The organism is Inhella sp. (genome assembly GCF_041912635.1).
Lineage (GTDB): Bacteria > Pseudomonadota > Gammaproteobacteria > Burkholderiales > Burkholderiaceae_C > Inhella.
In genome coordinates, this window is record NZ_JAYRMO010000023.1 from 33,767 (window position 1) to 60,212 (window position 26,446).

Genomic DNA, 26,446 nt, shown 5'->3' on the forward strand with positions numbered 1-26,446 from the left:
CACGCTGCAACGACAAGGGGCCCCGCGGGCCCCTTGTCACATCCGCATCCGGTGCGGCCTCAGAGCTTGTTGACCTTGCTCTGCATGTAGTTGTCGAAGAAGGCTTCGGTGTAGCGGAACCAGCGGTTGCTTTCCTTGCGGAAGGCCGCGTAGTCGCTGTAGACCTTCTTCCAGTTCGGGTTCTTGGCCATCAGCTCGCTGTACAGACCCATCGACTCCTGGAAAGCCAGGTCCATCACCGGCACCGGCATTTGCACCAGCTTGGTCTTGTTGGCCAGCAATTGCGTCAGCGCGGCGGGGTTGCGGGCGTCGTACTTGGCCTGCATCTCGGTGTGCGCAAAGGCGGCCGCGGCCTCCACGATGGCCTTGTACTCGGCCGAGAGGCCATTGAAGGCCTTGGTGTTGATGTAGAGGTCCAGCTGCGGGCCACCCTCCCACCAGCCCGGGTAGTGATAGAAGGGCGCCACCTTGAAGAAACCCAGCTTCAGGTCGTCATAAGGACCCACCCATTCAGCGGCGTCGATGGTGCCCTTTTCCAGAGCTTGGTAAATCTCGCCGCCCGGAATGTTCTGCGGCACACCGCCCATGCGCTCCAGCACACGGCCGGCAAAGCCGCCGATGCGCATCTTCAGACCCTTGACGTCTGCGACCGTCTTGATTTCCTTGCGATACCAGCCGCCCATCTGAGCGCCGGTATTGCCCATCGGGAAATGAACGATGTTGTAGTTGGCGTAGAACTCGCGCATCAGCTTCAGGCCGTTGCCCTCGTACTGCCAGGCCGTCATCTGGCGGCTGTTCAGTCCGAAGGGGATGGCACAGCCGATGGCGAAGGTCTCGTCCTTCCCGAAGAAGTAATAGGGCGCCGTGTGCGCCATCTCCACGGTGGCGTTCTGCACGCCATCCACCACGCCGAAAGCGGGCATCAGTTCGCCACCGGCATGAACGGAAATCTGGAACTTGCCGCCCGACATCTCGGCCACCTTCTTGGCGAAGACCTCGGCGGCGCCATAGATGGTGTCCAGCGCCTTGGGGAAGCTGGACGCGAGGCGCCAGCGCAGCACGGTTTGGGCTTGCACAGCCGGGGCCACGCCCGCGGCCAGGATGCCGGCCAGACCTGCCTGGCCGACAAAGGAACGACGCTCCATCGATTGCTCTCCTTGAATGAGGGAAAACCTGAGACCCGCGCAGTCTAGGAAGGGCCGTCCGGATTCCCTCTGCGGGCAAACCCGTCAGCCCTTCTTGCGCTCAGGAGCCTGCCAGCTTCATGCGCGAGACCAGCACCGACCCGACGGTCTTGGTTCCCAGGGTGTAGCGGTCGGTGCCGATCGCCACGATGTCCTGGAACATCTGGCGCAGATTGCCGGCGATGGTCACTTCCTGCACCGGGAAGGCGATCTCGCCGTCCTCCACCCAATAGCCGCTGGCGCCGCGCGAGTAGTCGCCCGTCACGTAGTTGACGCCCTGCCCCATCAACTCGGTGACGAAGAGGCCCCGCCGCATGCGACGGATCAGGGTTGGCAGGTCATCCCCGGCGGCCGTGCAGCGGCTCTTCATCACCAGGTTGTGCGAACCGCCGGCATGGCCGGTGGTCTTGAGCCCCAGCTTGCGCGCCGAGTAACTGGACAGGAAATAGCCCTGCAGCACTCCGCCCTGCACCACGCTGCGGGCCTGCGTGCGCACACCCTCGTCATCGAAGGCCGAGCTGCCCTTGCCACGCGGCAGCAGCGGGTCCTCGTCAATGTCGATGTGCGAGGCCAGCACCGGCTGACCCAGGCTGTCCACCAGGAAGCTGGCCTTGCGATAGAGCGCGCCGCCGCTGGTGGCCTGCACCAGGGCCCCCAGCAGGCCGGCCGCCACGGTGTTCTCGAACAGCACCGGCACCTCGGCCGTGGCCACCTTGCGCGCCTTCAGGCGCGAGAGCGCACGCTCGGCCGCATAGCGCCCGACGGCCTCGGGCGCCGCAAGGTCGGCGGCGCTCCGCTCGGAGCTGTACCAGGCGTCGCGCTGCATGTCGGCGCCGCGACCGGCGATCGGGGCGACCGAGATCGAGTGCCGGCTGCTGGCGTAGCCGCCGCGAAAGCCGCGGCTGTTGCCGGCGAAGAAGTGCGACTGCTGGGCCGACACGGCCGCGCCCTCGCTGTTGCTGATGCGCCGGTCGGTGGCCAGCGCGGCGGCTTCGCAACGCAGCGCCAGCTCGCAGGCCTGGCTGGCATCGATGGCCCAGGGGTGGAACAAGTCCAAATCGGGCGCGGGTTCGAGGAGCAGATCCCCCGCATCCGGCAGCCCGGCGGCCGGGTCCTCGGCGGTGAAGCGGGCGATGTCGTAAGCCGCCTGCACGGTGTCGGCCAGTGCCTTGTCGGAAAAATCCGAGGTGCTGGCGTGGCCGCGGCGCTGGCCCAGGTAGACGGTGACCCCGAGCGATTTGTCGCGGTTGCGCTCGACGTTCTCTAGCTTCCCCAGGCGCGCCGAGACCGACAGGCCCGCGCCCTCGCTGACTTCGGCCGCCGCGTCGCTGGCGCCGCGTTCCCGCGCCAGTTGCAGGGTGCGCTCCACGAGGTCCTGGAACTCGTCACGCGAATGGGCAAAGCCTTGGGCTGGGGTGCTCATGGATGGGGCCGGCACAGGGCCAGGAAACAGGGGCGCTCATTATGATGAGCCGATGTCCTTCAATGACCGCCCCAAGCGCCCTCGCCCGGGCCCGCTCTCGCACCTGCAGCACGACGCCGACAGTGATGAGTACGGCCCCAGCCGCACCCAGCTCAAGCGCGAGTCCGATGCGCTGCAGAAGCTCGGCGAAGACCTGCTGACCCTGCCCGACAGTCGGCTGAACGCGCTCCAAATGCCCGAAACCCTGCGCTTCGCCCTGCGCGACGCCAAGAAAATCACCGCCCACGGCGCCAAGCGCCGCCAGCTGCAGTACATCGGCAAGCTGATGCGGGGTGTCGAGGCCGAGCCCCTGCACGAAGCCGTGGCGGCCTTCCGTCTGGGACATGCGCAGGACCAGTTGCGTCTGCACAAGCTGGAGCATGTGCGCACCCAGCTGATCGACAGCGATGAGGCCCTGCAGACCTACATCGAGCAGCACCCGGGCGTGGATGTGCAGCAGCTACGCAGCCTGGTGCGCTCGGCGCGCAAGGATGCTTCCGCCAACCCCGAAGCCCGCAGCGGGCGGGGCTTTCGCGAGCTGTTCCAGTTCCTGAAGGAGCAGCCCGAAGCGGAGGACGCGGCCTGATGGAGAGCGTCCGCATCGGCATCGTGTCCTGTTCGGACCGGGCCAGCACCGGCGTTTATGAGGACAAGGGCCTGCCAGCGCTGCGCGAGTGGCTGGGCAAGGCACTGCGCAATCCGATCGAGTTTGAGCCGCGCCTGATCCCCGACGAGCGCGCCACCATCGCCGAAACCCTGCGCGAACTGGTGGACCAGACCGGCTGCCACCTGGTGCTGACCACCGGCGGTACCGGCCCGGCCCCGCGCGACGTGACCCCGGATGCAACGCTGGACGTGGCCGAGCGCGTCATGCCCGGCTTTGGCGAGCAGATGCGCCAGATCTCGCTGCGCTTCGTGCCCACGGCCATCCTGTCGCGTCAGGTGGGCGTGATTCGCGGGCGCTGCCTGATCCTGAACCTGCCCGGCCAACCCAAGGCCATCGCCGAAACGCTGGAGGGCCTGCGCGGCGCCGATGGCGGCCTGGAGCTGCCCGGCATCTTTGCCGCCGTGCCCTATTGCATCGATCTGATCGGCGGGCCCTACCTGGAAACCGACCCGGCCGTCTGCAAGGCCTTCCGGCCGAAGAGCGCCCAGCGCAATCCCGCTTAGCTCCGCATGCGGCGCCGGGCGCCGATGGCGGCCAGGCCCAGCAGGGCCAGCCAGCCCGTTGGCGCCTCGGGCACCTGCTGGGCCGGCTGGAACACGAAGTTGTCACCCACCCAGTTGCCGGACAGGCTACCGCGCTCATGGCGATCGATGCGGTAGCCGGTGATGCCGCTCAGGGAGAGGAAGACCGAAGTGTCCATGCGGCGCAGCAGCTCGGGCTGGCCGTCCACGTCATCGGGCAGGGCCAGGCTGACGGAGGCCAGCACGTCCAGGCCATGCAGCGCGTGAACGGTGACCTCGTCGGCCCCGCCGCCGTAGCCGTAGTACTCGTTCTGGCCAAACCAGGCCTCGGTGAGCACCTGGTCGGTGCTGATGAACAAGTGGTCGTTGGTGAACTCGCCGCCGAACTGCGCCGCGACATTGGTGACGAAGTGATGGCCCGACTGCGGCAGGCCGAACAGGGGGCCATCCGGCGGCGCCACGCGGTAGGCATCGCCCACCACGCTGAAGCGCTCGTCCCAGATCACATTCCGATAGCTCAGGCTGGCGCCGTTGGCGTAGTACAGGCCCGTCGCCCCCGTCACCGCCGGCAGGCTGGGCAGGTCGTCAAAGCTGGCAAGCACGGGCGCGGCCTGCACGCCGAGTTGCCCGGCGCCCAGCAGGGCGGCAACGAGGAGGGAATGGAACTTCATGCGGGCGCTCCTTGCTGTGGGGGTGTTCCACGATGGGCAGGGCTCGCATCCTCGGGCCAGGGCCGCGCGGGTGGGTCGCATGTTTGTAAGCAGAGGCAACACCCAACGGCCCCGCCACCCGGCTGCGGGGTGGGTAGAACCCTGAGGGGGGCTCGGTCGCCCTACTTCACCAGCCGGCTGAGCTGCTCGGCGTCGAAACACTCGTCTTTGAGCGCGTCCGAAGGCACGCAGTTCTTCTTGCCGCTTTCGCTCAGCTCCTTGATGGCAGCCCAGAGCAGCGCGATCTGGTGCTCGTGCCCGGCGGCGTTGTCGATCAGACCCTTCATGGCCTGCGACACCGGGTCGTCGCCCTGCGTCACCGCATAGGCGCTGAACCCCATCTTGCTGGCCGCTGCCTCCCGCTGCGGATCCTTGGCCTCGATGATGCGGGCCGGGTTGCCCACCGCCGTGGCCCCAGCCGGCACCGGCTTGGTGACCACCGCCCCGGAGCCGATGCGCGCGCCCGCTCCCACCGTGAAGCCGCCCAGCACGCAGGCGTTGGCCCCCACCACCACCCCGCGCTCCAGCGTGGGGTGGCGCTTGGCGCCCTTGACGAGCGTGGTGCCCCCCAGCGTCACCCCCTGGTAGATGGTGACCTCATCGTGCACCTCGGCCATCTCACCGATGACGATGCCCATGCCGTGGTCGATGAAGACGCGCCGACCGAACTGGGCACCGGGATGGATCTCGATGCCGGTCAGCCAGCGGCTCAAGTGCGAAACAAAGCGGCCCAGGGTCTTGAAGCCATGCGTCCACAGCCAGTGCGCGCGACGGTGCAGGATCAGCGCGTGCAGGCCCGGGTAACACCAGAACACTTCCCAGGCCGTGCGGGCGGCGGGGTCGCGTTCAAGGATGCAGGCGATGTCTTCGCGCAGACGGGCAAACATGGGGCAAATCCTTCTTGGGGGCGGCGAGTGTAGGCAGGCGAGAGGTGCTTGCCTTCGGCTCAGGGCAAGGCCAGCGTCAACAAGGGGATTTGTCTTGCGCCGCCGCCTTTTGCATCGCCCTTGCGATACCGCGCAGGATGTGCAACTCCTCGGACTGCAGCCCGGCGCGGTTGACGAGCTGGTTCAGCCGCGGCATCAGCTTCTTCGGGGCCACCGGGTCCAGAAAGCCGATGTCCACCAGCGCCTGCTGCCAATGGGTCAGCAGGCCCTGTACCGCCTGCGCGTCGGCCAGCTCGGGCGGCTTGGTGCGGGCCTGCACCGGGAAGCCGCCCAGGGCCTGGCGCCATTCGTAGGCCAGCAGCTGCACGGCCTGCGCGAGGTTGAGGGAGCCGTAGTCGGGATGCGTGGGGATGGAGACCAGGGCATGGCAGCGGTACACGTCCTCGTTGCTCATGCCAAAGCGCTCACTGCCGAACACCAGGCCGAGGCTGGGCCGCAGCGCCCGGCCAGCCAAGCCCTCGAACAGCGGCCGAGGGGCGCTGCAGGGCGGACCGAAGTCGCGCGGTGTCATGGCAGTGCCCACCAGGAACTGCACGCCGTCGAGGGCCTCGGCCAGGCTGTCGACCACGCGTGCGCGCTCCAGCACCTCGGTGGCGCCGCTGGCAAAGGCCAGGGTCTCCTCCTGCTGCAGCACATCGGCAAAGCGCGGCCGCACCAGCACCAGGTCGTCAAAGCCCATCACCTTCATCGCGCGCGCCGTGGCCCCGACATTGCCGGGGTGACTGGTGTTCATCAGGATGAAGCGTGTGGAATGCACGACGGCGCGCCCCGCAGGACTCAGTAGAATCCCGCGATTATCCCGGCTGCTGCCGGGCGCTCTTTTTTACCGCCAGCCCACCCAACTTCCAGGAAGACGACCGCATGTCCTCTGCTGCTTTGCATCCCATGCTGAACGTGGCCATCAAGGCCGCCCGCGCCGCCGGTGCCATCATCAACCGCGCCTCGCTGGACCTGGACATCATCAAGGTGGGCGCCAAGGCGTACAACGACTTCGTCACCGAAGTCGACCACGCGGCCGAGGCCGTGATCATCAAGACCCTGCTGGAAGCCTATCCCCAGCACGCCATCCTGGCCGAGGAATCCGGCAAGGAGCATGGCAACCAGAAGTCCGACTACCAGTGGATCATCGATCCGCTGGACGGCACCACCAACTTCATCCACGGCCTGCCGATCTACGCGGTGTCGATCGCGCTGGCGCATCGCGGCCAGGTGCAGCAGGCGGTCGTCTATGACCCGACCCGCAACGACCTCTTCCACGCCAGCAAGGGCCGCGGCGCCTACCTGAATGACCGCCGCCTGCGCGTCTCGCGCCGCACGCGCCTGTCGGATTCCTTGGTGGGCACCGGTTTTCCCTTCCGCCGCGGCGACAACTTCAAGCGCTACCTCAAGTTGTTCGAAGACGTGATGCAGCAGACCGCCGGCGTGCGCCGCCCGGGTGCCGCTTCGCTCGACCTCTGCTATGTGGCCGCTGGCTATTACGACGCCTTCTTCGAGACCGGTCTCTCGCCCTGGGACGTGGCGGCAGGCTCGCTGATCATCACCGAGGCCGGTGGGCTGGTGGGCAACTTCACCGGCGAGAGCGACTTCCTGCACCAACGCGAGGTGCTGGCCGGCACCCCCAAGATCTACGCCCAGTTGGTGCCCCTGCTGCAGCCCTACAGCCGTGTCATCAACACCGAAGAAGCCGGCGAAGCACCTGAAGCAGCGCCCGCCCCGGCGCCGGCGGCTGCCCAGCCCAAGTCGCGCCGCATCACCAGCACGCGCAGCGCCGGCGCCGAAGACGCGCCCTTCTAAGCCCCCGGCTCCCCAAGCCTCGACGCCCCGCGACGCGGGGCGTCGGCATTTGGGGCCCTGCAACAAACGCAACACAGCGGCCGCCCGGCTGCAACCCGGCCGAAACGGCCCGCCGCGATGCTGACTGCACCCCAACCCAAGGGGCTCAGGAGCACACGATGAAACACCGTCTGTCGATCAACCCCTTGTGGCTACTGGCTGCCTTGCTGGTTGGCCTTGTCGGATTGATCAGCCCGCTGCACCGCACCCGCACGGCGCGCGCCTGAGCCCAATCCCTCCAAGGAGCCTTCGATGACCCCCCGCATTCCCCGCCTCGCCCTGCTGCTGCTCGCCAGCTTCTCCATCCACGCCGTCGCAGCCCCGGTCTATGAACAGGCGCCGGTGGCGGGCCCCAATGTCGGTGCCGTCTGGACCAGCCACTTCAACAGCAGCAACAGCGGCTGGCAAGCCCAGGACGACTTCTCGCTCGGGGCCAACGCCGCCATCAGCCGCGTCACCTGGCGCGGGATCTACTTGACCAACCAAGCACCCTGCTGCGGCAATGGCGCACCGAACACCAACTCCTGGACGGTGGAGTTCCGACAGGACGATGGCGGCACTCCGGGTGCGCTGGCCTTCAGCAAGACTTTTGCGGACAGTGCGGTCCACCGCAGCAACGCGACCGACGGCGTCTTCGCCGGCAACTCGGTCGATGTGTACGACTTCGACCTCGCCCTGGGCAGTGCTTTTGCCGCCGAGGCCGGCACAAACTACTGGTTCTCGGTGCGCTCGAACGCGGATGGGTTCTCGCCGTTCTTCGGCTGGACCATGGCCGGCCCTTACGAAGCGGGAGACGTCACGTTCCAGAACAGCTACGCCAATGGGGTCGTGACCGGCACCTTCGCCGCGCGTGGCGGTGACCGCGCGTTTGCGCTCTACGACGTACCCGAACCCACCGCCCTCGCACTCGCCGGCGTGGGTCTGCTGGCGGCGGGTTCGCGCCGCAAGCGCAGCGCCAGCTGATTCCCGGCCGTGCGGGGGCAGGGTCGGGATAATCCGGCCCCCTCGCGCGCCCGCCCCCGATCACCTTGTCCTCTGCGCCCCTCGCCCCGCTCGAAACACACACCCCCTTGATGCAGCAATATTTGCGCATCAAGGCCGACCACCCGGACCTACTGGTGTTCTTCCGCATGGGGGACTTCTACGAGGTCTTCTACGACGACGCGCGCAAGGCCAATGCGCTGCTGGACATCACGCTGACCGTGCGCGGCAGCAGTGGCGGCGAGCCGGTCGTGATGGCCGGCGTGCCGGTGGCGGCGCTGGAAAACTACTTGGCCAAGCTGCTGAAGCTGGGCGAATCGGTCGCCATTGCCGAGCAGGTGGGCGAGGTGGGCGCCAGCAAGGGCCCGGTCGAGCGCAAGGTGGTGCGCATCGTCACCCCGGGCACGGTGACGGACGCCGAGTTGCTGGCCGACAAGCAGGACGCCCCACTCCTTGCACTGCATGCCGCCGCGGGCCGCTTCGGCCTGGCCTGGGTCACGCTCGCACAGGGCGAGATCGGCCTGCTGGAATGCAGCCACACCGAGCTGCCCGGCTGGCTGGCGCGCCTGAACCCGGCCGAGATCCTGCTGGCGCGCGACCACTCCGCGCCCGGCCAACCCGAAGCCCTGAGCGTGGTGCGCGCCCCCACCACCGCCCGCCCGCCCTGGCAGTTCGAAAGCGCCCTGGGCGAGCGCAAGCTGTGCGAACAGCTCGGCGTGGCCAGCCTGCAGGGCCTGAACGCGCAGGATCTGCCGGTGGCCCAGGCTGCCGGCGGCGCCCTGCTGGCCTACCTGGAACACACGCAAGGCCGCGCGCTGGCGCACGTAAAACGGCTGGCAGTGCTGCGCGCCAGTGAGCTGATCGACCTGCCGCCCGCCACCCAGCGCAACCTGGAGCTGACGCAGACTCTGCGCGGTGAAGAGGCGCCCACCCTGCTCTCCTTGCTGGACAGCTGCCGCACCGGCATGGGCAGCCGCGCGCTGCGCCATTGGCTGCTGACGCCGGCGCGCGAGCGTTCCCTGGCGCAGGCGCGCCAGGCGGCCATCGCCACCCTGCTGGAACTGGGCTTCGAGCCCCTGCGCGAGGCGCTGCGGCGCGTGTCCGACGTCGAGCGCAGCACCAGCCGCATTGCGCTGCGGCAAGTGCGCCCGCGCGAGCTCGCCGGCATGCGCGAAACCTTGCTGCTGCTGCCCGAGCTGGCCGCCGCCGTGCCCCCTGGCGCCGCGCTGCTGAACCAGCTGCGCCAGGATCTGGCCGCACCGCCTCAGGTGGCCGAGCTGCTGCGCGCCGCGCTGGCGGAGCAGCCCGCGGTGTGGCTGCGAGATGGCGGCGTCATCGCCAGCGGCTTCGATGCCGAACTGGATGAGCTGCGTGCCATCAACGCCAACTGCGACGCCTTCCTGCTTGACTTGGAACTGCGCGAGCGCGAGCGCACTGGCATCCCGAACCTGCGCGTGCAGTTCAACAAGGTGCACGGCTTCTACATTGAGGTGACGCAGGGCCAGAAGGACAAGGTGCCGGACAACTACCAGCGCCGCCAGACCCTGAAGAACGCCGAGCGCTTCATCACGCCCGAGCTCAAGGCCTTCGAGGACAAGGCGCTCTCCGCCAGCGAACGCGCCCTGGCGCGCGAAAAGTTCCTGTTCGAGCGCTTGCTCGACGACCTGGGCGGCTTCGTGCAGGCGCTGGCCACGGTGGCGCGCGCCCTGGCCAGCCTGGACGTGCTGGCCGCGCTGGCCGAGCGTGCCGCCACGCTGAACTGGTGCGCGCCCGAGTTTGTAAGCTACCCCTGCATCGACATCCAGGCCGGCCGCCACCCGGTGGTGGAGGCGCGCCTGGCCGAGACCAAGGGCATTGCCTTCCAACCCAATGACTGCCGGCTCGACGCCAAGCGTCGCCTGCTCGTCATCACCGGCCCGAACATGGGCGGCAAATCAACCTTCATGCGCCAGGTGGCCTTGATCGCACTGCTGGCCTCGATGGGCTCCTACGTGCCGGCCCAGGCCTGCCGGCTGGGGCCGCTGGATGCCATCCACACCCGCATTGGCGCGGCGGACGACCTGGCCAACGCCCAGTCCACCTTCATGCTGGAAATGACGGAGGCCGCGGCCATCCTGCACGCCGCCACCGAACAAAGCCTGGTGCTGATGGACGAGATCGGCCGCGGCACTTCGACCTTCGACGGCCTGGCGCTGGCCGGTGCCATCGCCACGCACCTGCACGACAAAAACCGCTCGCTCACCCTGTTCGCCACGCATTACTTCGAGCTGACCGAGTTGCCGGCGCAGAAAAGCGAGGCCCACAACCTGCATGTCTCGGCCGTCGAGGCGGGCGATGACATCGCCTTCCTGCACGAGCTGCAGCCCGGCCCGGCCAGCCGCAGCTATGGCGTGCAGGTGGCGCGCCTGGCCGGCATGCCCGCGCCGGTGTTGCGCCAGGCGCGCGCCAGTCTGGAGGCGCTGGAGGCCCAGAAAGCCGGCGCCCAGGCCCAGGTGGATCTGTTCGCGGCGCCGCCGGCCGCCCCGCAGGCCGAAGAGCCGCCCGCGCTGAAGGCGCTGCGCGGCCTGGACCTGGACAGCTGCAGCCCGCGCGAGGCGCTGGAGCAGCTGTACCGCATCAAGTCCCTGCTGGGCAGGGAATGATTCAGCCGCGCTTGTAGACGACCTTCTTGCTGCCGCCCTCGCAGCTGCCGACCACCTTCTGGTCGGCCACCTGGTCGGTGGCCACGATGTCCAGCGTGTAGCCCTTGACACCCTTGGCATCCAGCTTGGCAGCGATCTCGGCCTTCAGCTCTTCGCAAGCCTTGGGGGCGGCCTGGGCAGCGCTGGCCAGCAGGGCGAGGGTGGCGATCAGAACGGTCTTCATGGAGAACTCTCCCTAGGTTTGGATGGTGGAGTGGGCATTCTGCGCCGGGCGACGACGGCACACTGCGCGCCCATGTCCACCCTCGTTTTCTCCCACGCCAACAGCTACCCCGCCGGTTGCTACCGCCTGATCTTTGACGCCTGGCGCGCGGCCGGCCATCAGGTCCACGCCCTCGAAAAGTACGGGCACGACCCCCAGCACCCGGTGAGCAGCAACTGGCCGCATCTGGTCAGCCAGCTGCTGCGCTATGTGGACGAGGTGGTGCAGCCGCGCGAGCCGGTCTACCTGGTCGGCCATTCGCTGGGCGGACTCCTGAGCCTCATGGGAGCCGCACGCCGCCCGCAGCAGGTGCGCGGCGTGCTGATGCTGGATTCGCCCTACATCCGCGGCTGGCGCGCGGGTTTCGTGGCCTTCGGCAAGCTCAGTGGTCGCATCCACAAACAGCCACCCGCCAGCATCGCGCAGGAGCGTCGCCAGCACTGGCCAGACCGCCTCACGCTGGAAGCGCACTTCCGCTCCAAGGCCCTGTTCCGGGCCTGGGACCCGCGCGTGCTGCAAGACTACCTGGATTGCGGCTTCGAGCCCGACCCCGAGCGCGGCGGCCTGCGCCTGGCGTTCCGCCGTGAAGTGGAGGCCGCCGTGTACGCCACCCTGCCCCATGCACTCACGCGCGCCACCCGCGGCCTGCGCGTGCCGCGTGCCTTCATTGCCGGCACGCACAGCCGCGAGATGCGCATGGGCGGCATCGAGGCCACGCGCCGCTTCGTCGGTCCGCTGTTCCGCGAGATCGAGGGCACACATCTGTTCCCGTTCGAGCACCCGGAGGCCACGGCGGCACTCGCGCTGCAGCTGCTGGACCAGTTGGCGGAGCAGCCGAAAACGGCCGGTTGAACCCGCACCTGCCTCGGCCTTGTTCCAGCCCGCAGGCCGGTTCCACGCCGGCCGGGTAAACCCGCGCCGATATACTTCGCCTTTCCTCTTGAGCGTTCTCGGCCTGATGGCCCCCCGCAGTGATGCCAAGGGGGTGCGGCGCGTGGGAACGCGGCGCGACATGACCAAATACGTATTCGTCACCGGCGGTGTGGTGTCCTCCCTGGGCAAGGGTGTGGCCGCCGCCTCTCTCGCAGCCTTGTTGGAGAGCCGCGGGCTCAAGGTCACGCTGATCAAGCTGGACCCCTACATCAATGTGGACCCGGGCACGATGAGCCCGTTCCAGCACGGGGAGGTTTTCGTCACCGACGACGGCGCCGAGACCGATCTGGACCTGGGTCACTACGAGCGCTTCATCACCACGCGCATGAAGCGCGCCAACAACTTCACCACCGGGCAGATCTACAAGTCCGTGCTGGAGAAGGAACGCCGCGGCGATTACCTCGGCAAGACGGTGCAGGTGATTCCGCACATCACCAACGAGATCCAGGACTTCGTCAAGCGTGGCGCCGGCGCAGGCACCGATGACGCGGTGGACGTGGCCATCGTCGAGATCGGCGGCACGGTGGGCGACATCGAGTCCCTGCCCTTCCTCGAGGCCGCGCGCCAGATGAGCCTGCGCATGGGCACGACGAACACCGCCTTCGTGCACCTGACCTATGTGCCCTGGATCGCCGCCGCTGGCGAGCTGAAGACCAAGCCGACCCAGCACACGGTGCAGAAGCTGCGCGAGATTGGCATCCAGCCCGACGCCCTGCTCTGCCGCGCCGACCGCCGCATCCCCGAGGACGAGCGCGAGAAAATCTCGCTGTTCACGAACGTGCCCGAGTACGGCGTGATCAGCATGTGGGACGTGAACACCATCTACAAGGTGCCGCGCGTGCTGCACGAGCAGGGGCTGGACCAGCTGATCTGCACCAAGCTGCAACTCAGCACCCGCAGCACCGACCTGACGCGCTGGGACACCCTGGTGCGCGAGGTCGAGCACCCGCAGCACGAGGTGCGCATCGCGATGTGCGGAAAGTACACCGACCTGTCGGATTCGTACAAGTCGCTCAACGAAGCGCTGCGCCACGCCGGCATCCACAACCACGCCCGCGTCAACATCGAGTACGTCGATTCGGAAGCGCTGGAGACGGGCGACATCGACCAGCTCGCGCAGTTCGACGCCATCCTCGTGCCGGGCGGCTTTGGCAAGCGCGGTGTGGAAGGCAAGATCCGCGCCGCCCAATACGCCCGCGAGCACAAGATCCCCTACCTGGGCATCTGCTTGGGGATGCAGGTGGCCACCATCGAATACGCCCGCCACATGGCCGGCCTGGAAGGCGCCAACTCCACCGAGTTCGACCCCGAGGCCAAGCACAAGGTCATCGCCCTGATCGACGAGTGGCAGGACGCCGACGGCTCGATCCAGAAGCGCGATGCCAGCTCGGACCTGGGCGGCACCATGCGCCTGGGCGCGCAGAGTTCGGATGTCAAACCCGGCACCATCGCGCACGGCATTTACGGCGACGTGGTGACCGAGCGCCACCGCCACCGCTACGAGGCCAACGAGCATTACCTCGACAAGCTGCAGCAGGCAGGCCTGGTGATCTCCGCCATCACCCAGCGCGAGAAGCTGACCGAGATCGTCGAGCTGCCGCGCGACAAGCACCCCTGGTTCGTCGGCGTGCAGTTCCACCCTGAGTTCAAGAGCACGCCCTGGGACGGCCACCCGCTGTTCATCAGCTACATCAAGGCAGCGCTGCAGCACAAGGAAGCCAAATGAAGCTGTGTGGGTTCGAGGTCGGCGTCGACAAGCCCTTTTTCCTGATCGCCGGCACCTGCTCGATCGAGAGCCAGCAGCTGTCGCTGGACGTGGCCGGCCTCCTGAAGGACGCCTGCACGGCCCTGGGCATTCCGCTCATCTACAAGGGCTCCTTCGACAAGGCCAACCGTTCCTCGGGCAGTTCCCGGCGCGGCGTCGGCATCGAGGCCGGCCTGAAGATCCTGGACGAGGTGCGCCGCCAAACCGGCCTGCCGGTGCTGACCGACGTGCACGACAACAGCCAGATCGCCGAAGTGGCCAGCGTGGTCGATGTGCTGCAGACCCCCGCCTTCCTGTGTCGCCAGACGGACTTCATCCGCGCCGTGGCCCAGAGTGGCAAGCCGGTGAACATCAAGAAGGGCCAGTTCCTTGCGCCCTGGGACATGAAGAACGTCATCGACAAAGCGCGCGCTGCCGCCCGCGAAGTCGGCCTGTCGGAAGACCGCTTCCTGGCCTGCGAGCGCGGCGTCAGCTTCGGCTACAACAACCTGGTGGCCGACATGACCAGCCTGGCCGAGATGCGCAATTCCGGCGCACCGGTGGTGTTCGACGTCACCCACTCGGTGCAGAAGCCGGGCGGCCAGGGCACGAGCAGCGGCGGCGCCCGCGAGATGGTGCCCGTGCTGGCCCGCGCCGGCGTGGGCGTGGGTGTGGCGGGCCTCTTCATGGAAACCCACCCGAACCCGGCCGAGGCCTTCAGCGACGGCCCGAACGCCGTACCGCTCAAGCACATGCGTGCCCTGCTGGAGCAACTCGTGGCCCTGGACCGCGTCGTCAAGGCCCAACCGCTTCTCGAAAACGATTTCTCCTGCTGATGTCTCTTCCTGCGTACCTGATCGTCGCCAGCAAGATCCGCGACCCCGAAGCCTTCAAGGCCTACATGGCCGCCGCCCCCGCCGCGATTGCCGCGGCCGGCGGTGAATACCTGGTGCGCGGCGGCGCAATCGACGTGCTGGAGGGCGACTGGCGCCCGGCGCGGCTGACCATCATCCGCTTCCCGAGCATGGTCGAGGCGCGCGCCTGGTACGAGGGCCCGGGCTACCAGACCGCGCGCGCGCTGCGCCAAGGCGCAACCGAGTATTTCGATATGACGCTGGTTGAAGGCTACCTGCCGGCCTGAATACGGCGGGTTACCAACCTAGAGTCCCCCCCGACTTCTTTTTCTTGCAAGGAACGCCATGAGCGCCATTGTTGACATCGTCGGCCGCGAGATCCTCGACAGCCGCGGCAATCCCACCGTCGAATGCGACGTCCTGCTGGAGTCCGGCACCCTGGGCCGTGCGGCCGTGCCGAGCGGCGCCAGCACCGGCAGCCGCGAGGCCATCGAGCTGCGTGACGGCGACAAGAGCCGCTACCTGGGCAAGGGCGTGCTGAAGGCGGTGGAGTTCATCAACACCGAGATCAGCGAGGCCGTGATGGGCCTCGATGCCTCCGAGCAGGCCTTCCTGGACAAGACCCTGATCGACCTGGACGGCACCGAGAACAAGAGCCGCCTGGGCGCCAACGCCATGCTGGCCGTCTCCATGGCCGTGGCGCGTGCCGCGGCTGAAGAGAGTGGCTTGCCGCTGTACCGCTACTTCGGCGGCATGGGCGCCACCCAGCTGCCGGTGCCGATGATGAACGTCGTCAACGGCGGCGCACACGCCAACAACAACCTGGACCTGCAGGAGCTGATGATCGTCCCCGTGGGCGCCAGCAGCTTCCGCGAGGCTCTGCGCTGGGGCGCCGAGACTTTCCACGCGCTCAAAAAAATCCTGCACGACAAGCACATGAGCACGGCGGTGGGCGACGAGGGCGGCTTTGCCCCCAACGTCGAGAACCACGAGGCCGCGATCCAGATGATCCTGCAGGCCATCGAGATGGCCGGCTACACCCCGGGCACTCAGATCGCCCTGGCGCTGGACTGCGCCGCCAGCGAGTTCTATGCCGATGGCGTCTACACGCTGGAAGGCGAAGGCGGCATCAAGCTGAACGCCGCGCAGTGGACCGACATGCTGGCCACCTGGGTGGACAAGTACCCCATCATCAGCATCGAAGACGGCATGGCCGAGGGCGACTGGGACGGCTGGAAGCTGCTCACCGAGCGCTTGGGGACCAAGGTGCAGATCGTCGGCGACGACCTCTTCGTCACCAACACCAAGATCCTGAAGGAAGGCATCGAGAAGGGCATCGCCAACTCGATCCTCATCAAGATCAACCAGATCGGCACCCTGACCGAGACCTTCGCCGCCATCGAGATGGCCAAGCGGGCCGGTTACACCGCCGTCATCAGCCACCGCTCCGGCGAGACCGAGGACAACACGATCGCCGACATCGCCGTCGGCACCAATGCCGGCCAGATCAAGACCGGCTCGCTGTCGCGTTCGGACCGCATGGCCAAGTACAACCAACTGCTGCGCATTGAGGAAGACCTCGGCGATGTGGCGGTCTACCCCGGTCGCGCCGCGTTCTACAACCTGAAGTAAGCCCTTGCGCTTCATTGCCGTGCTGCTGGCTGCGGGCCTGCTCTGGGTGCAGGCCCAGACCTGGTTCGGCCAGCGCTCGGCTGCGCGGGTCACCGAACTGCAGCAGCAGCTGCAGGATCAGGAGGCCGCCAACACCAAGGCGCGCGAGGCGCAGACGCGGGCGCGCGCCGAACTCAAGGACCTGCGCGAAGGCCTGGAGATGGTGGAAGAGAAAGCTCGCCTGGAGCTCGGCATGGTCAAGCCCGACGAGATCTTCGTGAAGCTGGACGGCCAGCCGTCCCTGCCGGCATCCGCCCCTTCGCGCCCGTGAAGGACTGGTTGCTGACGGCCGCCTTCACGGCCTGGGGGAGCCCCTTCACCTGGCTGGAGATCCTGGCCTTTGCCCTCTCGGTGGCCATGGTGCTGGGCAATATGCGGCAATGGCTGGTGGCTTGGCCCTTGGCCGCCGCGGCCTCGCTGCTCTACGCCCTGCTGTTCTGGGAGGGCAAGCTGTACGGGGAAGCCGCCCTGCAGCTTTTCTTCGTGGCCATGGCGGCCTGGGGTTTTGCGCAGTGGTGGCGCGGGCGCTCTCAGAGTGCGCTCACCGTGCGCCGCATGCCGCTGCAGGCCTGGGGCTGGAGCCTGGGCGCCATCGCCTTGGGCTGGCCGCTGCTGGGCTGGTGGCTGAGCCGCCACACCGACTCCCCCCTGCCCTATTGGGACGCGCTGCCCACCGTGGCCTCCGTGGTGGCCACCGTGCAACTGGGGCGCAAGTTCATCGAGAACTGGGGCTTCTGGGTGGCCGTAAACGCCGTCTCGGTGGTGCTGTTCGCGCTCAAGGCCTATTGGCTGACGGTGCTGCTCTACGCCGCCTTCATTCCGCTGGCCCTGTGGGGCTGGCGCGAGTGGGCGCACGCCGAGCGGGGCGCGCACGCCGCATGAGCGCCGTCTGCAAGGTGGCCCTGCTGGGCGCGGAGTGCACCGGCAAGAGCAGCCTGACCACGCTGCTGGGCCTGCGCCTGGCCGACCTGGACGTGGCCACGGTGGGCGAATACCTGCGCGAGTGGTGCCTGGCCAGCGGGCGCACGCCACGGCGCGAGGAGCAGGCGCTCATTTCAGCGGAGCAGTCGCGCCGGATCGCGGCAGCCGCCCAGAACCACCGTCTCGTCGTGGCGGACACCACCGCCCTGATGACGGCGCTGTACTCGATCCACTACTTCGAGGACGCCACCGCCCTGCCCGAGGCAGTGCGCGCGCAGCAGGCCTTCGACCTGACCCTGTTGTGCTGCCCAGAGGGCATCCCCTGGCAGGCCGATGGCTGGCTGCGCGAATCGCCGGCCGTGCGCCGCCAGGCGCATGAAGCTCTGGTGGCCCTGCTGCAGGCCAAGGGCCTTCCCTTCACCGTGCTGAGCGGCCCGCTGGATCAGCGCGCCGCCTTGGCCGAGATGCTGATCCGATCCCTGCCCACGCTGCGCCGCCCCCACCCGGCCTGGGCGGCGGAACGCGCGCGCGGCTGATGGCCGCGCACCGACAATTGCCCCCCGTACCGTCCAAGCCCACCATGTGCCTCCTCACCCGCCCCCTGGCCCTGGCCGCCGCCCTGTGTCTGGCCGCCTGCAGCAGCATCGCGCCGCCACACACCACCGCGCCGACCGGGCCGGTCAAGGTGCAGGTGCTGGCCATCAACGACTTCCACGGCAATCTGCTGCCGCCCGCGCCCTTCCGCATGCCCGACCCGGCCAACCCAGGCCAGCAGGTGCAGGTGCCGGTGGGGGGCTCGGAAGCCCTGGCCACGGCGGTGAAGCAGCTGCGCAAGGACAAGGCCAACCACATCTTCGTGGCGGCGGGCGACCTGATCGGTGGCACGCCCCTGCTCTCGGCGCTGTTCTTCGATGAACCGACGCTGGAATCGCTGACCACCATGGGCCTGCATGTGTCGGCCGTGGGCAACCATGAATTCGATCGCGGCGCGGACGAGTTGCTGCGCCGCATCCGCGGTGGCTGCGCGCCCAAGGAGGGCTGTCGCGGTCCGCAGCCGTACAAGGGCGTAGGCTTCAAGTACTTGGCCGCCAGCACGGTGGACAGCCGCACCGGCCAGACCCTGCTACCGGCCTACCACGTGCAGCAGTTCGAGGGCGTGCCGGTGGGCTTCATCGGGCTCACGCTCAAGGGTACGCCCGGGCTGGTGATGCCCGAGGCCGTGGCCGGCCTGCGCTTTGACGACGAGGCCGAGACCATCAACCGCCTGGTGCCCGAACTGCAAGCGCAAGGCGTGCAGGCCATCGTGGTGCTGATCCACGAAGGCGGCTACCCCAGCGGCGGCCACAACGAATGCCCGGGCATCAGCGGGCCCATCGTCGACATCGTCAAGCGCATGCACCCGGCGGTGGACGTGGTCGTCACCGGCCACACGCACCGCGCGTACAACTGCCGCCTCGAGGGCAAGCTCGTCACCAGCGGCGACAAGTTCGGCTCCATGGTCACCGAGATCGAACTGAGCCTGGACCGAGGCAGCCGCGACGTGCTGGAGGCCAAGGCGGTCAACCATCTGGTGCGCCTGGACCAGTACGGCAAGGACCCCGAGCAGACCCAGCTGCTGGCGGCTTACCAGGACAAGGCACGCCCGCTGATCGAGCGTGCCGTGGGCCGCTTGTCCAAGGAGGTGCCGCATGGCAAGGTGGACGACGCCGGCAACTGGCCGATGGGCTACATCGTGGCCGACGCGCACTTCGCCGCCACGCGCGCAGCGGAACACGGCGGCGCCCTGTTCGCCCTGACGAACACCGGCGGCGTGCGCGCCGGCCTGAGCTTCAAGGACGGTGGCCGCATCAATTTCGGCGACCTCTTCACCGCCCAGCCCTTCAACAACCAGCTCGTCACGCTGACCCTGAGTGGCGCCGAGCTGCTGGAACTGCTGGAGCAGCAGTGGCGGGAAGACGGCCAGTACTACCCGCTGCAGCCCTCGCAAGGCTTCAGCTACCGCTGGGATGCGCAGCGCCCACGCGGCCAGCGCGTGGTGCCGGGCTCGGTGCTGGTGCAGGGCGAGCCGCTCAACCCCGCGCGCGACTACCGCTTCACCGTCAACAGCTTCATTGCCACCGGCGGCGACGGTTACCAGGCGCTGAAGAAGGGCCGCGACCCGCGCCTGGGGGTGCAGGACATCGACGCGCTGGAAGCCTATGTGCGCAGCCTGCCGATGCTGCAGCCGCCGGCGGCGCTGGATCGCATCCAGCGCATCAACTGAAGCCCTACTGCACCGAACCCTGCGGCGGCGCCACGCTGCCCGCCGCCTGGAAGAGCTGGGCGCAATCCACCGCGTCGAAGCGGTACGGTGCGCCGCAGAAGTTGCAGGCCACCTCGACGTCGGCGCGCTCGGCCAGGATGGACTCGATCTCCTCGCGGCCGAGGCCCACCAGCATGCGGCCCACGCGCTCGCGCGAGCAGGTGCAGGCGAAGCGCGGCGTGGCCGGCTCGAAGCGGCGCAGCGGCTCCTCCCAGAACAGGCGGTGCAGCAGCTCGTCCATCGGCAGCCGCAGCAGCTCCTCGGGCTGGAGCGTGGCCACCTTCATGGCGATGCGTGGAAAGGCGTCCAGGAGCTCGGCCGCCTGTTCCGCGCCCACCCGGCCTTCCAGGTTGGCCTCGCCTTCCAGCGGCATGCGCTGGATCAGCATGCCGGCGGCGCTGTGCGCATCGGCCGCCAGCACGATCTTGGTATCCAGCTGCTCGGACAGCTTCATGTACTGCTCCACCGCCTGGGCCAGGCGCGAAAAGCGCGCCGCATGCTCGTCGTTCAGCGGCACCACGCCCTGATAGGGGTGCACGCCGGGCGGGCGGTCGTCCGCATCCAGGGTGATGGCACAGCGCCCGCCGCCGTGCACGTTCAGCAGGTCGGCCAGATCGAACTGCCCTTTTGAGTCCAGCCGCGGCACCGCTCCCGTGACATTGGCGGTGGCGCGGTAGCTCAGGTCGGTACGCGCCTCGGCCACCGCCAACTTGACGGGGCCATCGCCCGACATCTGCATCACCAGCGCACCCTGGAACTTCAGATTGCCCTGCAGCAGCAGGGCGCAGGCGCTCATTTCGCCCAGAAGGGCCATCACAGCATCCGGCAGGGGCTCCTGGCGGCGCGCCTGCAGTTCCTGCCAGGAGTCAGTCAGGCGCACCACCACCCCGCGCACCGGCAGGCCCTCGAACATGAACTTCTGAAACTCACTCATTCCATTCTTTCCAACTCAGCGCCATAGCGGGCGCCATTGCGCGCGTAATGCGCGGCGGATTGCAGCAGGCGCGCGCTTTCTTCTTCGGTCAGCTCGCGCAGCAGCTTGGCCGGGCTGCCGACGATCAGGCTGCGCGGCGGGAAGACCTTGCCTTCCGTCACCAGGGCGCCAGCGCCCACCAGGCTGCCCGCACCGATGCGCGCGCCGTTCAGGATCACCGCCTGGATGCCGATCAGGCAGCCCTTCTCCACATGGCAGCCATGCACCATGGCCTGGTGGCCGATGGTGACGTCATCCTCGATCACCAGCGGGAAGCCGGTGTCGGCATGCAGCACGGCGTTGTCCTGCACGTTGACGCGATCGCCCAGGGTCAGCTGATCTGAGTCGCCCCGCGCCACGGCGCCGAACCAGACCGAGCATTGCTCACCCAGGCGGACGCGCCCCACCACCGTGGCGCTGGGCGCCACCCAGCAACTGGCGGGAACCTCGGGCTCATGCTCACCCAGGCGGTAAATGCTCATGCTTGTCGCCTCACTGCGAAGGGATCGGGGAAAACGCGAAAGGATAATCGCGACCCATGATTGTCGAGCTCCGCCACCAGGCGCTGAGCCTGCTCGGCGAGCCCGACCCCCAACGCAAGCAAGACGGCGCGCGCGCGCTGTTGCGCGATTGGCAGGCCGGTGCCGTGCCGCTGGACCCGCAGGCCACGCCCCAAACTGACGCCCCCCTGCCCGGCCGCCCTGCGCAGCCGCGTCTGGTCGAGCACCTGGCGGTGCGCAGCCGCAGCCCGCATACACCCGAAGGCCGGGCCGCGCTGCTGCACGCCATCGCCCACATCGAGTTCAACGCCATCAATCTGGCGCTGGACGCCGTGCAGCGCTTCGCCGGCCTGCCGCCCGCCTTCTATGCCGACTGGCTGCAGGTGGCGGCCGAGGAGGCCTTGCACTTCGAGCTGCTGTGCGAGCACCTGGGCACGCTGGGCCACCGCTATGGCGACTTCGACGCCCACGACGGCCTGTGGGCCATGTGCGAGCGCACCGCGCACGGTTTCCGCGCCCGCATGGCCCTGGTGCCACGCACGCTGGAAGCGCGCGGCCTGGATGCCACGCCGCCGCTGCAGAGGAAGCTCGCCGCCTCGGGTGACCATCGCGCGGTCGAGATCCTCGGCGTGATCCTGCGCGACGAGGTCGGCCATGTCGCCATCGGCAACCGCTGGTACCGCTGGGCCTGCGAACGTGAGGGTGTGGACCCGGAAACGGACTTCCCGGCCCTGTGCGCCCAGTACCAGGCGCCGCGCCCGCGCAAACCCCTGAACCTGGGCGCCCGCGCCCTGGCCGGCTTCACCGCTGAAGAACTGGCCGCTCTGGAATCGACTGCTCTATGACCCGTGGAATGACCCGCCTCCAAGCCGACCTGCTGCTCACTGTCGTGGCCATCATCTGGGGCTCAGCCTTCGTGTTTCAGGCCCAGGGCATGGCGGCCCTCGGCCCGATGGCCTTCACCGGCGTGCGCTTTCTGCTCGGCGCGCTGGTGGTGCTGCCGCTGGCCTTGTGGGAGCAGCCGCGCCGCAAGGCCGCCTCGCGCGCCAAACCGATGACGCCGGCCGTGCTGGTGCTGGGCGCCCTGATGCTCACCGGCGCCGGCTTTCAGCAGATCGGCATCCAAACCACCACCGTCACCAATGCCGGCTTTTTGACGGCGCTCTACGTACCCCTGGTGCCTCTGCTGGCCGCGCTGGTGCTGAAGGAGTCGCCGCACTGGAGCGTCTGGCCCTGTGCCCTGGCCTGCGTGGCCGGCGCCTTCCTGCTCAGCGGCGCGCACACGCTGAGCTTCAACACCGGCGACCTGTGGGTGCTGGCCTCCACCCTACCCTGGGCCGCCCATGTGCTGTGGGTGGGTCGCCTGGCGGACCGTTTTGATGCCCCCTTCAGCGTGGCCTGCGGCCAGTTCGCCGTGGTGGGCGTGCTGGCCCTGGCCTATGCCGCCGTGGCCGAGCCCTTCACGCTGGCGCAGGTGATCCAGGTCTGGCCGGCCGTGGCCTTCACCGGCATCTGCAGCGTCGGCCTGGCCTTCACCGCCCAGGTGGTGGCCCAGCGCCACGCCCAGGCCAGCGACGCCGCCATCATCCTCAGCAGCGAAACCCTGTTCGCCGCGCTGTTCGGCTACTGGCTGCTGGACGAGCGCCTGAGCACCCAGGGCCTGCTGGGCTGCGGCCTGATCCTCTTTGCGCTGCTGGCGGTGCAGCTGCTGCCGCTGCTGCACCCGGCCCTCAAGCGCAGCCACGCTGCGTGATCCCGGCCTGGGTCTTCCTGGCCACCAGCATGGCGCTGGTGGGCAGCTATGTGGGTCTCTCGAAGGCCCTGGTGGCCGTGTTCCCGGTCTTTCTGCTGGCGGGGCTGCGCTTCGGCATCGCTGCGCTGGCCATGCTGGGCTGGCTGCGCCGGCCCGCCGATGAGGCGCCGCTGAGCCGCGCCGACAAGGGCTGGCTGTTCCTGGGCAGCTTTCTGGGCAATTTCGGCTTCTCGATCTGCATGCTGCTGGGCGTGCAGGCCACCTCGGCACTGTCGGCCGGGGTGGTGATGGCGCTCATTCCGGCGGCCGTGGCCCTGCTCAGTGCGCTGTGGCTACACGAGCCCTTCAGTCCGCGCGTGGGCCTGGCGATCGTGTGCGCCGGCGCGGGCATCGCCCTGCTGGCATGGGCCAAGGGTGGCGAGGGCGGCGGCTCGCTGCTGGGCCACCTGCTGCTGCTCGGCGCGGTGTTCTGCGAGGCCGCCTACGTGGTGGTCGGCAAGCGGCTGGGCAGCGCGTTGAGCCCACGCCGCATCTCGGCCCTGATCAACCTCTGGGGCCTGGGGCTGATGGCGCCGCTGGCCTGCTGGCAAGGCCTGGGCTTCGATTGGGCCAGCGTGCGCGTGCAGGACGCCGCCCTGCTGGTCTTCTACGCCCTGGCTGCCAGTGTGGTCTCGGTGTGGCTGTGGATGCGCGGTTTGCAGGGCTATGCCGCCAACCGGGCCGGGGTGTTTGCGGTGCTGATTCCGGTGGCGAGCGCGGCGGTGGGAGTGTTGTGGCTGGGCGAAAGCGCCGGGTTGATCCATGCCCTGGCGCTCGCACTGGCCCTGCTCGGCATCGTTCTGGCTACAAGAACCGCCCCGGCCTGAACGCCGCCAGATCCGCCAGCCCCGGCTTGCGCTCCAGCGCCCAGTCCGCCGCCAGCTTGGCCGTGGCGGCCGCCTGGGTCAGGCCCAGGTGGCCGTGGCCGAAGGCGTAGAAGACGCGGCCGTCCGCAGGGGCCGGGCCAATGACAGGGAGCGAGTCGGGCATCGAGGGGCGGCAGCCCATCCATTGCGTGCCGCCCTCGGTGCGCAGCTCGGGCAGGAAGCGCTTGGCCTTGGCCAGCAAGGCGTCGGCGCGGGCGAAGTTGGGCGGGGCCTGCAGGCCGGCGAACTCCACCGCGCCGCCCACGCGCACGCCGCCGGCAATGGGCGTGACCACGAAGCCGTGGTTGGGGAAGGTGAGCTGGCGGCGCAGATTGAAGGCGCCGGGTGGCAGCGTGGTGTTGTAGCCGCGCTCGGTTTCCAGCGGGTAGCGCTCGCCCAGGGTCTCGGTCAGTTGGTGCGACCAAGCGCCGGCGCAGACCAGCAGGCGCTGCGCCAGCAGCGGCGGGCCTTGCTCCAGCTCCACCAGCAGGCCACGTGCATCCGGGTTCAGGCGCAGGGCGTGGCCGCGCGCCAGCACACCGCCGCGGGCGATGAAGGCGTGCGCCAGGGCCTGGGTCAGGCGCAGCGGGTCGTCCACGGTGTGCCAATGCGGCACAAAGCAGCCGTACTGGAATTGCTTGTCCACGCCGGGTTGCAGGTCTGCAATCGCGTCCGCCCCCTGCAGCAGCTCGTAGCCCACGCCCAGGGCCATGCGCTGGGCCCAGCCGGGCGCCGCGGCGCGCCACTGGGCCTCGCCCTCGTACAGATGCAGATTGCCGCCCTTGCGCAGCTGGCCCTGCGCACCGGCCAGGCCCAGCAGGGCCGGCCATTCGGCGGCAGAAAGCGCCAGCAGCGCGGCCTGGGCGCGGGCGCTCAAGTTCACCTGTTTTTGCGTGCTGGCGCGCCAGAACTTCCACAGCCAAGGCAGCATGGCCGGCGCGTAGCTGGGGCGCAGGCTCAGCGGCCCGAGCGGGTCGATCAGCCAGCGCGGCGCCTGGCGCAGGATGCCGGGCGAGGCCAGCGGCAGCACGTCCGAATAGGCCAGCGCGCCGGCATTGCCCCGGCTGGCGCCCGCCGCCACGCCGCTGCGGTCCAGCACCGTCACCTGCAGGCCAGCCGACTGCAGGCGCAGCGCGCAGGCCAGGCCGACGATGCCGGCACCCAGCACGAGCGTTTGCAGCGCGCGCGGTGATTCGGCCTGCAGCGGCGGCAGGAAGTCCAGGTCGCGCGCGTTCATGCCGGCTCTCTCAGGCGCATTGGTAGGCGGTCTTGACCGTCGTATAGAACTCCGCCGCCGCCGCGCCCTGTTCGCGCGGGCCGAAGCTGCTGCCCTTGCGGCCGCCGAAGGGCACGTGATAGTCCACGCCCGCGGTGGGCAGGTTGACCATCACCATGCCGGCCTGGGCGTGGCGCTTGAAGTGCTGGGCGTGCTTGAGCGAGGTGGTGCAGATGCCGGCGGCGAGACCAAATTCGGTGTCGTTGGCCAGGGCCAGGCCGGCCTCGTAGTCCTTCACCACCGCCAGCGTGGCCACCGGGCCAAAGACCTCGACACGGTCGGCACGCATGCCGGGGCGCGTCACCTCCAGCAGCGCGGGCTGCAGGAAATGGCCCTGCGTGGCGCGCACCACGCGCTGGCCACCGCAGATCAGCCGGGCGCCGTCCTGGCGCGCCAGTTCCAGCTCGCGTTCCACGGATTCGAGCTGCACGCCATCCACCACCGGGCCGATCTGCGTGCCGGCCTCCAGCGCATGGCCCACCACCAACTTTTCTGTGGCGGCGCGCAGCGCGGCGGCAAAGCGCTCGGCAAGGCCGGCGGTGACGATGAGGCGGCTCGACGCCGTGCAGCGCTGGCCGGTGGAATAGAAGGCGCCCTGGATGGCGCAGTTGACGGCCTGGTCCAGATCGGCGTCGTCCAGCACCAGCAGCGGGTTCTTGCCGCCCATTTCCAGCTGCAGCTTCTTCAGCCGCAGGCCGCAATCCGCCGCCAGGCGCCGGCCCACGCCTTCCGAGCCGGTGAAGCTGATGGCCGCCACTTCGGGCCGCTCCACTAGGATGGGCCCGACCACCGAGCCGCGCGCCAGCACCAGGTTGAACACGCCCTCGGGCAGGCCGCTGCGGTGCAGGATGTCGGCCAGCGCCCAGGCGCTGCCGGGCACGCGCTCGGCGGGTTTCAGCACCACCGCACTGCCGTAGGCCAGCGCGGGAGCCACCTTCCAGGCGGGGATGGCGATGGGGAAGTTCCAGGGCGTGATCAGGCCCACCACGCCAAGCGGCTCGCGTCGCACCTCGACGCCCACACCGGGGCGCACGGAATCCAGCACCTGGCCGCCCTGGCGCAGCGCCTCGCCGGCGAAGAACTTGAAGATCTGGCCGGCGCGGCCCACCTCACCGATGGCCTCGGGCAGGGTCTTGCCTTCCTCGCGCGCCAGCAGCCGGCCCAGCTCCTCGCGCCGCGCCAGGATTTCGGAGCCCGCGCGATCCAGCACGTCAAAGCGCTGCTGCGGGCCGCTCAGGCCCCAGGCCGGCGCGGCCGCTGCGGCGGCGTTCACCGCGGCGTGCACCGCCTCGGCGTCGGCCTCATAGGCGGTGCCCACCGGATCGTCCAGATCCGAGGGGTTCTCGTTCACGGTGGCGCGGCCGCCTTCCCACCAGCGGCCGCCGATCAGGCTGCGGAACTGCAT

27 protein-coding genes are annotated in these 26,446 nt (G+C 68.8%); 17 read left to right on the top strand and 10 right to left on the bottom strand.

Annotation, left to right across the window (positions count from 1 at the left end; genetic code table 11):
• Window positions 1-59: 59 nt before the first annotated feature.
• The gene (locus ACE3QP_RS14105) at window positions 60-1,145 is read right to left on the bottom strand and encodes a TRAP transporter substrate-binding protein (protein ID WP_374437017.1); all 1,086 of its coding nucleotides are present in this window, start codon (window positions 1,143-1,145) and stop codon (window positions 60-62) included.
• 100 nt (window positions 1,146-1,245) lie between these two features.
• Window positions 1,246-2,607 carry a metalloprotease PmbA gene (pmbA, locus tag ACE3QP_RS14110; RefSeq protein ID WP_374437018.1) on the bottom strand — a complete coding sequence of 454 codons (1,362 nt, stop codon included), beginning with the start codon at window positions 2,605-2,607 and terminating at the stop codon, window positions 1,246-1,248.
• Window positions 2,608-2,659: 52 nt separating this feature from the next.
• Between pmbA and yjgA the strand changes: the two genes are divergently transcribed.
• Both yjgA and mog read left to right on the top strand, forming a co-directional pair.
• Complete coding sequence (yjgA, locus tag ACE3QP_RS14115) at window positions 2,660-3,232, top strand: ribosome biogenesis factor YjgA (protein ID WP_374437019.1); 573 nt, start codon at window positions 2,660-2,662, stop codon at window positions 3,230-3,232.
• Window positions 3,232-3,816: a molybdopterin adenylyltransferase gene (gene mog / locus ACE3QP_RS14120; protein ID WP_198109113.1), complete on the top strand. Its 585-nt coding sequence runs from the start codon at window positions 3,232-3,234 to the stop codon at window positions 3,814-3,816. The genes yjgA and mog overlap by 1 nt, the downstream gene beginning before the upstream one ends.
• On the opposite strand, the gene ACE3QP_RS14125 is transcribed toward mog, so the two are convergent.
• The 3 genes from ACE3QP_RS14125 to ACE3QP_RS14135 all read right to left on the bottom strand — a co-directional run bounded on the left by ACE3QP_RS14125 (window position 3,813) and on the right by ACE3QP_RS14135 (window position 6,248).
• Window positions 3,813-4,505, bottom strand: a complete 693-nt coding sequence (locus ACE3QP_RS14125; RefSeq protein WP_374437021.1) for a hypothetical protein — start codon at window positions 4,503-4,505, stop codon at window positions 3,813-3,815. The two genes, mog and ACE3QP_RS14125, sit on opposite strands and share 4 nt — an antisense overlap.
• Window positions 4,506-4,666: 161 nt before the next feature.
• Window positions 4,667-5,431: a serine O-acetyltransferase gene (gene cysE, locus ACE3QP_RS14130; RefSeq protein ID WP_374437022.1), complete on the bottom strand. Its 765-nt coding sequence runs from the start codon at window positions 5,429-5,431 to the stop codon at window positions 4,667-4,669.
• A 76-nt stretch (window positions 5,432-5,507) separates the two neighbouring features.
• Window positions 5,508-6,248: an RNA methyltransferase gene (locus ACE3QP_RS14135; protein ID WP_374437024.1), complete on the bottom strand. Its 741-nt coding sequence runs from the start codon at window positions 6,246-6,248 to the stop codon at window positions 5,508-5,510.
• Window positions 6,249-6,352: 104 nt separating this feature from the next.
• On the opposite strand from ACE3QP_RS14135, the gene ACE3QP_RS14140 reads away from it, so the two are divergent.
• The 3 genes from ACE3QP_RS14140 (at window position 6,353) to mutS (ending at window position 10,947) form a co-directional block, all read left to right on the top strand.
• Complete coding sequence (locus ACE3QP_RS14140) at window positions 6,353-7,285, top strand: inositol monophosphatase family protein (RefSeq protein ID WP_374437026.1); 933 nt, start codon at window positions 6,353-6,355, stop codon at window positions 7,283-7,285.
• 291 nt (window positions 7,286-7,576) lie between these two features.
• Window positions 7,577-8,287, top strand: coding sequence for a PEP-CTERM sorting domain-containing protein (locus ACE3QP_RS14145; RefSeq protein WP_374437027.1), 711 nt, complete (start codon window positions 7,577-7,579; stop codon window positions 8,285-8,287).
• Between the two features lie 110 nt (window positions 8,288-8,397).
• Window positions 8,398-10,947, top strand: coding sequence for a DNA mismatch repair protein MutS (gene mutS / locus ACE3QP_RS14150; protein WP_374437029.1), 2,550 nt, complete (start codon window positions 8,398-8,400; stop codon window positions 10,945-10,947).
• Window position 10,948: 1 nt separating this feature from the next.
• Here the strand turns inward: mutS and ACE3QP_RS14155 are convergent, their stop codons facing one another.
• Window positions 10,949-11,170, bottom strand: a complete 222-nt coding sequence (locus tag ACE3QP_RS14155; protein WP_374437031.1) for a DUF1161 domain-containing protein — start codon at window positions 11,168-11,170, stop codon at window positions 10,949-10,951.
• A gap of 72 nt (window positions 11,171-11,242) precedes the next feature.
• Between ACE3QP_RS14155 and ACE3QP_RS14160 the strand changes: the two genes are divergently transcribed.
• The 9 genes from ACE3QP_RS14160 (at window position 11,243) to ACE3QP_RS14200 (ending at window position 19,595) form a co-directional block, all read left to right on the top strand.
• Complete coding sequence (locus ACE3QP_RS14160) at window positions 11,243-12,061, top strand: alpha/beta hydrolase (protein WP_374437033.1); 819 nt, start codon at window positions 11,243-11,245, stop codon at window positions 12,059-12,061.
• A gap of 160 nt (window positions 12,062-12,221) precedes the next feature.
• Window positions 12,222-13,868 (top strand): CTP synthase, encoded by a 1,647-nt coding sequence (locus tag ACE3QP_RS14165; RefSeq protein WP_374437034.1) that lies wholly within the window; start codon window positions 12,222-12,224, stop codon window positions 13,866-13,868.
• Window positions 13,865-14,722: a 3-deoxy-8-phosphooctulonate synthase gene (gene kdsA, locus ACE3QP_RS14170; protein WP_374437036.1), complete on the top strand. Its 858-nt coding sequence runs from the start codon at window positions 13,865-13,867 to the stop codon at window positions 14,720-14,722. The genes ACE3QP_RS14165 and kdsA overlap by 4 nt, the downstream gene beginning before the upstream one ends.
• A complete protein-coding gene (locus ACE3QP_RS14175; RefSeq protein ID WP_374437038.1) occupies window positions 14,722-15,027 on the top strand; it encodes a DUF1330 domain-containing protein in 306 nt (101 codons plus the stop codon). The genes kdsA and ACE3QP_RS14175 overlap by 1 nt, the downstream gene beginning before the upstream one ends.
• Before the next feature lie 58 nt (window positions 15,028-15,085).
• Window positions 15,086-16,372, top strand: coding sequence for a phosphopyruvate hydratase (gene eno / locus ACE3QP_RS14180; RefSeq protein WP_374437040.1), 1,287 nt, complete (start codon window positions 15,086-15,088; stop codon window positions 16,370-16,372).
• Window positions 16,373-16,376: 4 nt separating this feature from the next.
• Window positions 16,377-16,682 carry a septum formation initiator family protein gene (locus tag ACE3QP_RS14185; protein ID WP_374437042.1) on the top strand — a complete coding sequence of 102 codons (306 nt, stop codon included), beginning with the start codon at window positions 16,377-16,379 and terminating at the stop codon, window positions 16,680-16,682.
• Complete coding sequence (pnuC, locus tag ACE3QP_RS14190; protein WP_374437044.1) at window positions 16,679-17,293, top strand: nicotinamide riboside transporter PnuC; 615 nt, start codon at window positions 16,679-16,681, stop codon at window positions 17,291-17,293. The genes ACE3QP_RS14185 and pnuC overlap by 4 nt, the downstream gene beginning before the upstream one ends.
• The gene (locus ACE3QP_RS14195; protein ID WP_374437046.1) at window positions 17,290-17,868 is read left to right on the top strand and encodes an AAA family ATPase; all 579 of its coding nucleotides are present in this window, start codon (window positions 17,290-17,292) and stop codon (window positions 17,866-17,868) included. Before pnuC ends, ACE3QP_RS14195 begins: the two co-directional genes overlap by 4 nt.
• 44 nt (window positions 17,869-17,912) lie before the next feature.
• Window positions 17,913-19,595, top strand: coding sequence for a bifunctional UDP-sugar hydrolase/5'-nucleotidase (locus tag ACE3QP_RS14200; RefSeq protein ID WP_374437048.1), 1,683 nt, complete (start codon window positions 17,913-17,915; stop codon window positions 19,593-19,595).
• A gap of 4 nt (window positions 19,596-19,599) precedes the next feature.
• Here the strand turns inward: ACE3QP_RS14200 and ACE3QP_RS14205 are convergent, their stop codons facing one another.
• A complete protein-coding gene (locus tag ACE3QP_RS14205; protein ID WP_374437049.1) occupies window positions 19,600-20,568 on the bottom strand; it encodes an Hsp33 family molecular chaperone HslO in 969 nt (322 codons plus the stop codon).
• Window positions 20,565-21,089 carry a gamma carbonic anhydrase family protein gene (locus tag ACE3QP_RS14210; RefSeq protein ID WP_374437051.1) on the bottom strand — a complete coding sequence of 175 codons (525 nt, stop codon included), beginning with the start codon at window positions 21,087-21,089 and terminating at the stop codon, window positions 20,565-20,567. Before ACE3QP_RS14210 ends, ACE3QP_RS14205 begins: the two co-directional genes overlap by 4 nt.
• Before the next feature lie 56 nt (window positions 21,090-21,145).
• Here ACE3QP_RS14210 and ACE3QP_RS14215 point away from each other — a divergent pair, with 56 nt between their 5' ends.
• Genes ACE3QP_RS14215 through ACE3QP_RS14225 form a run of 3 tightly spaced genes read left to right on the top strand, consistent with a single transcriptional unit; the run spans window position 21,146 to window position 23,726 of the window.
• The gene (locus ACE3QP_RS14215; RefSeq protein ID WP_374437052.1) at window positions 21,146-21,952 is read left to right on the top strand and encodes a ferritin-like domain-containing protein; all 807 of its coding nucleotides are present in this window, start codon (window positions 21,146-21,148) and stop codon (window positions 21,950-21,952) included.
• 8 nt (window positions 21,953-21,960) lie between these two features.
• Window positions 21,961-22,860, top strand: a complete 900-nt coding sequence (locus ACE3QP_RS14220) for a DMT family transporter (protein ID WP_374437054.1) — start codon at window positions 21,961-21,963, stop codon at window positions 22,858-22,860.
• A complete protein-coding gene (locus ACE3QP_RS14225) occupies window positions 22,857-23,726 on the top strand; it encodes a DMT family transporter (RefSeq protein WP_374437055.1) in 870 nt (289 codons plus the stop codon). Before ACE3QP_RS14220 ends, ACE3QP_RS14225 begins: the two co-directional genes overlap by 4 nt.
• Here ACE3QP_RS14225 and ACE3QP_RS14230 read toward each other — a convergent pair.
• Complete coding sequence (locus tag ACE3QP_RS14230; protein ID WP_374437057.1) at window positions 23,704-25,002, bottom strand: NAD(P)/FAD-dependent oxidoreductase; 1,299 nt, start codon at window positions 25,000-25,002, stop codon at window positions 23,704-23,706. The two genes, ACE3QP_RS14225 and ACE3QP_RS14230, sit on opposite strands and share 23 nt — an antisense overlap.
• A gap of 10 nt (window positions 25,003-25,012) precedes the next feature.
• The gene (locus ACE3QP_RS14235; protein WP_374437059.1) at window positions 25,013-26,446 is read right to left on the bottom strand and encodes an aldehyde dehydrogenase family protein; all 1,434 of its coding nucleotides are present in this window, start codon (window positions 26,444-26,446) and stop codon (window positions 25,013-25,015) included.